We start from the raw sequence: 6,257 nt of genomic DNA on the forward strand, positions 1-6,257 counted from the left end.
AAGTACGGGCATCAGCCACGGCTCTATGCGCTGACGCGCAAGATCGGCGAAGGTCTGGACTACGACGACGATGTTGTCTTCGCCGCCTGCTTCCTGCACGATCTCGGGGTCTTCGTCGGTCATCGACCAGAAGACCCCGAGCTTCTGAAGAAGTGGGATCACGTCGTGTATACCTGTGAAAAGTCGCCCGCGATCCTGCGTGAAGCAGGTTTTCCTGAAGAGAAGATTGCGGCCGTTCTCGAGGTGATCCGCACTCATCAACCGCATGATGAGCCACGGACATTGGAGGCGACGATCGCGCGCGATGCCGACATCCTGGAGCAACTCGGCGCCATCGGCATTACCCGCACGCTCGCCAAGCTGGGATCGGATACACGCTTCATCACCTTCACCAACACTCGCGATTCGCTGCAGAAAACGCTCGAGACGCTTCCCGGAAAGCTGCGCCTTCCACGCGCGAAGGAACTTGCAGAGCCCCGCATCCGCACACTCACGAAGTTCCTGATGCATCTGAACGAAGAGGCCGGCGAGAACCTTTTTTAAGAGGCCGTCATCGGGAAGAATCAGCGAGAGAGACCTTACCTCAGCGGCTGAAGCCGCATTTTCTTCGCCTCCGGTATGGCATGGCTGAAGCCATGCCCTTAAGCAAAACGGATCGAGCGGAGCTCGATATTCCAACTCACGTGACTACTCTAAAAGAGTAGCCATCAACTTCGTTGCATCCGACTTGTATCCTGTTCGCGCGTAGCGCGAATGTATTGCTCCGGGGTCCCCAGCCGGCTCAGCTGGCTGGGGTGGTTAAGGGGACGGCTCAAAGAAAGCGGCTTCAGTCGCTGAGGGAATGAGGCAAAACGCTCGGACCCAGTTCCGCTTTTCCTCAGCCGATACCCTCACAAAGCAATACACTCGTCGAAGCATGAATGCCCGTTGCACGCTATTTCTCCCTCTCGTTCTTCTCACAGGCTGCGCACAACTCTCCGGAGTCACGCCTACTCCGACGAACATCCCCGCTGAGATTCACTACTCCCCCGCCGAGAATCTCGAACACCTGGACGTCGATCTGATTGGACAGGCGCGCAGAAGCATCGACATGAATGCCTATGCCCTCACCGATCTCGCAATTGCGGATGCCCTGGTGGCTGCCGCGAACCGTGGCGTGCGGATTCGCATCTATCGCGATAACACGCAGACCGACGGAGAGCTAGCCCGCGCGAACAAGGTCAAAAATTCCCGAGCCCGGAAATCCGACAGCGATGAGGACAGTGACGACACCGGCGATGCCAACTCTGCTCTGCTGCGGTTGGCGCATACGGCGAATGTGCAGGTGCTGGTGAAGCACTCTCGCACGCTCATGCACCTGAAGGCCTACTGTGTCGATGGACGGTTTGTTCGTACCGGTTCAGCCAACTTCTCGCCTACAGGGGAAAAGCGCCAGGATAACGACCTCATCATCCTTCGCGACGGCGCCAGCATCCAGCACTTCCAGGCCAACTTCAATACGTTGTGGTCACGGCCTGACAACGAATCCCTTCCGGCACAACCTTAACCAACGAAAATCTGGAACAAATCTGCGGTATGTCCCGTATCATCCGGGCATACCGCAATCGAAATCTTTGTTCTGGAGACCGTGCCATGCTCCGCCGTGCTGTTCTTGCTTCCAGTCTTCTGCTCACCGCAGGCGCCCAGACCATTGCTCCCACAGACGTACCCGCCTATACCGCGGAGGGCAAGCTGGTGATGCCGGTCAACTACCGTGAATGGATCTATCTGACCTCCGGCATTGACATGACCTATACGCAGCCCACCAGTGCTACCGCGGCGCCCGCGGCTCACTCCATCTTCGATAACGTCTTCGTCAATCCAAGTGCCTATCGCAGTTTTCTGCAGACCGGCACGTGGCCCGACAAGACGATGCTTGTCCTCGAGGTCCGCACGGCAGAGAACCCGGTCTCCATCAACAAGAGCGGACATACCCAAAGCACCAGCGTACGGAACATCGAGGTCCACCTGAAGGACAAGAACGAGTGGGCTTTCTACGTCGGCGGTAAGCCCGGAGGAGCGCCGGCATCGCGCGTTCCGCAAACAGCAAGCTGCTATACCTGCCACCAAGCCCACGGAGCCGTAGACACTACCTTCGTGCAGTTCTACCCCACACTTCTGCCCCTCGCCACCGAGAAGAAGACTCTGAGCAAGGAGTATCTAAGCGAGACTCCCGCTCCGGAGCCGACGAAGTAGTACAACATAAGCTGTGCCAGAGGATCTCGACTATCTGAATGCAGCCATCGAAGAGGCCCGTGCTGCGGAGCTGGGCGGCGAAGTCCCCATCGGCTGCGTTGTCGTTTCCCCAGCGGGAGAGATCGTCGGACGCGGACAGAACCGCGTTCTGCGCGACCAGGACCCGACTGCTCATGCTGAGATCGTTGCCCTGCGCGAAGCGGGCAGAGCGCTCTCCAACTATCGCCTGAGCGGATGCACGCTCTACGTCACCCTGGAACCCTGCGCCATGTGCGCCGGCGCCATTCTGCATGCACGCATCGCCCGGCTGGTCTATGCTGCACCCGATCCCAAGGCAGGAGCATGCGGTTCCGTTCTCTCTGTCATGAACCACCCTCAACTCAATCATCGTGTCGATGTGATATCGGGCCTATTGGCAGAGGAGTGTGGCGAAATTTTGCGCAGCTTCTTTAAAACGCGAAGATAGCATCCAAGGCAGGTACATGCGTCTTCAGAACAAAGTCGCCATCGTCACCGGTTCTTCCTCGGGTATCGGGCAGGATATTGCCATCCGCCTGGCTGCGGAAGGAGCGGCAGTCGTTATCAACTACAGCGGAAATGCCGAAGGCGCCGAGGCGACGCAGTCGCAGATCGAGCAGGCCGGTGGCCGCGCATTCGTCGTCCACGCCGACATGGCAACGGTCTCCGATACCCGAAATCTGATCGAGGAGACCTGGGCGCATTTCGGCGGATGCGACATTCTGGTGAATAACGCCGGCGTCGAAAAGGGCGCCGACTTCTGGGATGTCACCGAGGAAGACTACGACAAGGTGCTCGACGTTAATCTCAAGGGCGTCTTCTTTACGACACAGGCCTTAGTCCGCCGCCTGCGAGACGCAAAAAGGCCCGGACGGATCATTAACATCTCCTCCGTCCACGAAGACATGGCCTTTCCTCATTTCTCGACATACTGCGCCAGTAAAGGCGGCCTGCGCATGCTCACCCGTAATCTTGCGGTAGAGCTTGGCCCGCTCAATATCACGATCAACAACATTGCGCCTGGAGCGATCGTCACACCGATCAATCACTCCCTGCTCGCAGACAAACCCAAGCTGGAAGCGCTGTTGCGGAACATCCCCCTCAACCGCCTGGGGACGACCGACGATGTCGCAGCTCTGGCTGCGTTTCTCGCTTCAGACGAAGCAGGCTATATCACCGGCAGCACGTATGTGGTCGACGGCGGCCTGATGGTGGACTATCACGAGCAGTAGGACATGAGGAGTGAAGACACCGGGTGCCCCCTGCACGGAACCCCCGACGAACTTGTTCGTTGGGATGTTTCCCCTCGGGGACGGTTACTGCGAAATGGCAGACAAAAAGTTGGCCCTGAGGCCTGTGACTACGGCATCATGTTCGCATCACGCATCAGACGCCACTTGCCGTCCTCGCATCTGCGATAGATGCCCATGGTCCTGCCCTTCATAACCATCGGCTCTTTGCCTTCCACGACGACGTTCACGGTCAATTCCTGCCATAGCCAGCCGAAATTTCCTTCAACCTGAACCTCTTTGATCTCGGCCCGGGGAACAATCCGCGCCTTACCGACCATCTCGCGGGTTCCCTTCTCGAACTCGGCTTTGGTCATCGGCGGAAACATCGTTGTCAGAAAGAGCATGTCATCAGTCATCAGGTCCATCAGTTCCTCGACCCGCTCTTCCACTGTGAATTGGATCCAGTCGGCGACCACCTGCCGTATCGCCAGCTCATCTGCGCTCTTGTTTGGGCTCATTTCAGGTCCTTATCCAGGGCGTCGATCACAATGCTCTTGCTCAACAGTTCCGGCAAAACATCGGGCTTTGCTGCGCCGCCCGCAGGATAGATCACATACGTTGGAACACCGCTGCGTCCCACTGCATGCAATGCTTCCGTAATGGCGGGATCGTACTTGGTCCAGTCCGCCTTCATCAGGACCACATTGCCCTTCTTGAAGCGAGCCTGCACTTCGTCAGAGTTCAATGCAACGCGCTCATTCACCTGGCAGCTAAGGCACCAGGCCGCAGTGTAGTCCACAAAGACCGCCTTGCCCTCAGTATGAGCCTGCTGTACGGCGGCATCGCTCCAGGGAGCCCAGCGAGCCTTCTCCTCTTCCGCAGCCTTCTGGCCAGTAAGAGGAATCGCTACACCGCCAATAATCAGCAGCACGGCAATGGCGACGCCAAGCCACTTGCCCTGCCAGCGGCGCATGGCCCAGCCGGCAACGGCAATCAACAACAGGCCGGCGAGCAGACGCACGGCGCGATCCACACCGTCCTCACCAAACAGACGGCCGAAGACCCAGACCAGCCAGACCACGGTGCCAAAGAGGAAGAGCGACGTGAACTCCTTCAGCGTCTCCATCCAGGCTCCTGGCCGCGGCAGAATCCGCGTCCAGGCAGGCTGCAGGCTCAGCAGCATGTACGGCAGAGCCAGTCCCAGCGCTACCGCGGTAAAGATTGCGAAGGTGACCCAGGCAGGCTGCGCCAGAGCAAATCCGATGGCCGCGCCCATCAACGGAGCGGTGCACGGCGTAGCTACGATCGTTGCCAGAACGCCGGTGAAGAAGCTTCCCGTATATCCCTGCTTTGCTGCCAGACCTCCGCCGACACTCGTCAGCGACAGGCCGATATCGAACATCCCAGCCAGAGACAGGCCAAAGAGGAAGAGGAAGGCCGCAAGTAGCGCGACGAACCCTGGCGACTGCAACTGGAAGCCCCAGCCGAGCTGACTTCCACCCGCGCGCAGCAATAGCAGGAGCGCCACGATCGCCCAGAACGAAACGACGATACCGGCGGTATACGCCACACCGTGCGAGCGCTGCCGCTTCCGTTCCTCGCCTGCGCTCTGCACCAGGGCCAGAGCCTTCAGGAACAGTACCGGGAAGACGCACGGCATCAGATTCAGGACGATGCCGCCCAGAAATGCCAGCCCGAGAAAGCCCCAGATCTCCGCACCAGCTCCGCCATTCGCTGTGGAACCAGCTGGAACCGCCGCCGCTGCCGCCGTGCTTACCGGTGCGCGGAACTCGTAGCCCCAACCGTCATCGAGCTTGATGAGGCCATGCAGCTCCGCCGGATTCTTCGTGAGCTCCTCGGCCTTTGCCAGATGAATGCGCACGCCGCCGGGGAAACTCTCCAACCGCTGGGTTGCGGCGTTTTTGATCTGCTCCTGGTCGAAGGGATAAAACTCCCAAACCTCGCCTTTGTCGGGCGAACGCAACGTGACCAGCAACTCCGTTGGTGTCGCATTCACGGCGACCTTCGCGCCATCCGGCAATGGCGTCGGCAGGCTCTTCAGCGCCGAACCGATCGCTCCTACCGGCGCCTCATCGCTCTTCTCCTCGGCGGGCTTAGCCGGCAGAACGTCCAGATCCATGCCGAGAACGGCCTTCCCCGGAAGGCAGACCTGTGCGCAGACCAACCAGTCCACCTTTGCTTCGATGTGAGCCTTTCCCGGCTTCGCTTTCTCCGTCGCCTTCAGCGTGAAGGGAAAGGTCACGCCCTCCTCGTAGCCGAAGTCCATCAGCGGTCCCAGGGGCAGCCGCTGCGGAACGGGGAACTTCAGATCGGTGGCGGCGATGCCGGCCGGCATGGTCCACTTCGCATGCGGAGGCTCGCCGGAATCTCCGGCATTAAGCCAGTAGACATGCCAGCCCTCCTCAAGCGTGAAAATCAGACCGGCGTTGAACTCGCCGCCCGCATAGACATAGGGGTGCTGGGTGACCAGCTCCACCGTAAGATGCTGTGCTTTCAACGGCCCAGGGGTCTTACCATCGCCCACGGGCTCAATCTGCGCGTATCCAGACGCGCACACCACCGCCCATAAGGCGAGCAACCGGCCGAGCCATTTCATATTCATCTATTGTAGGACTCTCCCGAAACGAGAAGGGTTACGTAGCGCGCCGCCGGTGCTCTACCATGATGCAGCGGTCCATAACCACCCGGATTCCGCCCTCCTCAGCCTTTCCTGCGGCATCAAGATGCACGATTCCCTGCTGTACCCACAGG

General features: G+C 59.4%; 8 protein-coding genes. 5 read left to right on the forward strand and 3 right to left on the reverse strand.

The genetic code is table 11. The features are described from left to right. The 5 genes from AB4043_RS10955 to AB4043_RS10975 form a co-directional block, all read left to right on the forward strand. On the forward strand, positions 1 to 543 hold a 543-nt coding region (locus AB4043_RS10955; protein ID WP_442307052.1), incomplete at its 5' end, for an HD domain-containing protein. Positions 544 to 916: 373 nt separating this feature from the next. Continuing rightward, positions 917 to 1,546, forward strand: a complete 630-nt coding sequence (locus AB4043_RS10960) for a phospholipase D-like domain-containing protein (RefSeq protein WP_442299921.1) — start codon at positions 917 to 919, stop codon at positions 1,544 to 1,546. An 86-nt stretch (positions 1,547 to 1,632) separates the two neighbouring features. Next, entirely contained in the window at positions 1,633 to 2,235 is a 603-nt protein-coding gene (locus tag AB4043_RS10965; RefSeq protein WP_442299922.1) for a cytochrome P460 family protein, read from the forward strand. 13 nt (positions 2,236 to 2,248) lie between these two features. Further along, the gene (gene tadA, locus AB4043_RS10970) at positions 2,249 to 2,701 is read left to right on the forward strand and encodes a tRNA adenosine(34) deaminase TadA (protein ID WP_442299923.1); all 453 of its coding nucleotides are present in this window, start codon (positions 2,249 to 2,251) and stop codon (positions 2,699 to 2,701) included. 16 nt (positions 2,702 to 2,717) lie between these two features. Beyond that, the gene (locus tag AB4043_RS10975; RefSeq protein WP_442299924.1) at positions 2,718 to 3,485 is read left to right on the forward strand and encodes an SDR family NAD(P)-dependent oxidoreductase; all 768 of its coding nucleotides are present in this window, start codon (positions 2,718 to 2,720) and stop codon (positions 3,483 to 3,485) included. A 128-nt stretch (positions 3,486 to 3,613) separates the two neighbouring features. Here the strand turns inward: AB4043_RS10975 and AB4043_RS10980 are convergent, their stop codons facing one another. Genes AB4043_RS10980 through AB4043_RS10990 form a run of 3 tightly spaced genes read right to left on the reverse strand, consistent with a single transcriptional unit; the run spans position 3,614 to position 6,256 of the window. Beyond that, positions 3,614 to 4,003: a YybH family protein gene (locus AB4043_RS10980; RefSeq protein ID WP_442307053.1), complete on the reverse strand. Its 390-nt coding sequence runs from the start codon at positions 4,001 to 4,003 to the stop codon at positions 3,614 to 3,616. Continuing rightward, positions 4,000 to 6,102, reverse strand: a complete 2,103-nt coding sequence (locus AB4043_RS10985) for a protein-disulfide reductase DsbD family protein (protein ID WP_442307054.1) — start codon at positions 6,100 to 6,102, stop codon at positions 4,000 to 4,002. The genes AB4043_RS10980 and AB4043_RS10985 overlap by 4 nt, the downstream gene beginning before the upstream one ends. Before the next feature lie 37 nt (positions 6,103 to 6,139). After that, a complete protein-coding gene (locus AB4043_RS10990; RefSeq protein ID WP_442307055.1) occupies positions 6,140 to 6,256 on the reverse strand; it encodes a CoA-binding protein in 117 nt (38 codons plus the stop codon). Between the last annotated feature and the right edge of the window lies 1 nt (position 6,257).

Origin of the sequence: Terriglobus sp. YAF25, assembly GCF_052113305.1 — a bacterium.
GTDB lineage: Bacteria > Acidobacteriota > Terriglobia > Terriglobales > Acidobacteriaceae > Terriglobus.

Excerpts from the sequence above, each read along its gene's own strand:
- AB4043_RS10960 (WP_442299921.1), top strand. The coding sequence starts at position 917 with ATGAATGCCCGTTGCACGCTATTTCTCCCTCTCGTTCTTCTCACAGGC.
- AB4043_RS10965 (WP_442299922.1), top strand. The coding sequence starts at position 1,633 with ATGCTCCGCCGTGCTGTTCTTGCTTCCAGTCTTCTGCTCACCGCAGGC.
- AB4043_RS10975 (WP_442299924.1), top strand. The coding sequence starts at position 2,718 with ATGCGTCTTCAGAACAAAGTCGCCATCGTCACCGGTTCTTCCTCGGGT.
- AB4043_RS10980 (WP_442307053.1), bottom strand. The coding sequence starts at position 4,003 with ATGAGCCCAAACAAGAGCGCAGATGAGCTGGCGATACGGCAGGTGGTC.
- AB4043_RS10985 (WP_442307054.1), bottom strand. The coding sequence starts at position 6,102 with ATGAAATGGCTCGGCCGGTTGCTCGCCTTATGGGCGGTGGTGTGCGCG.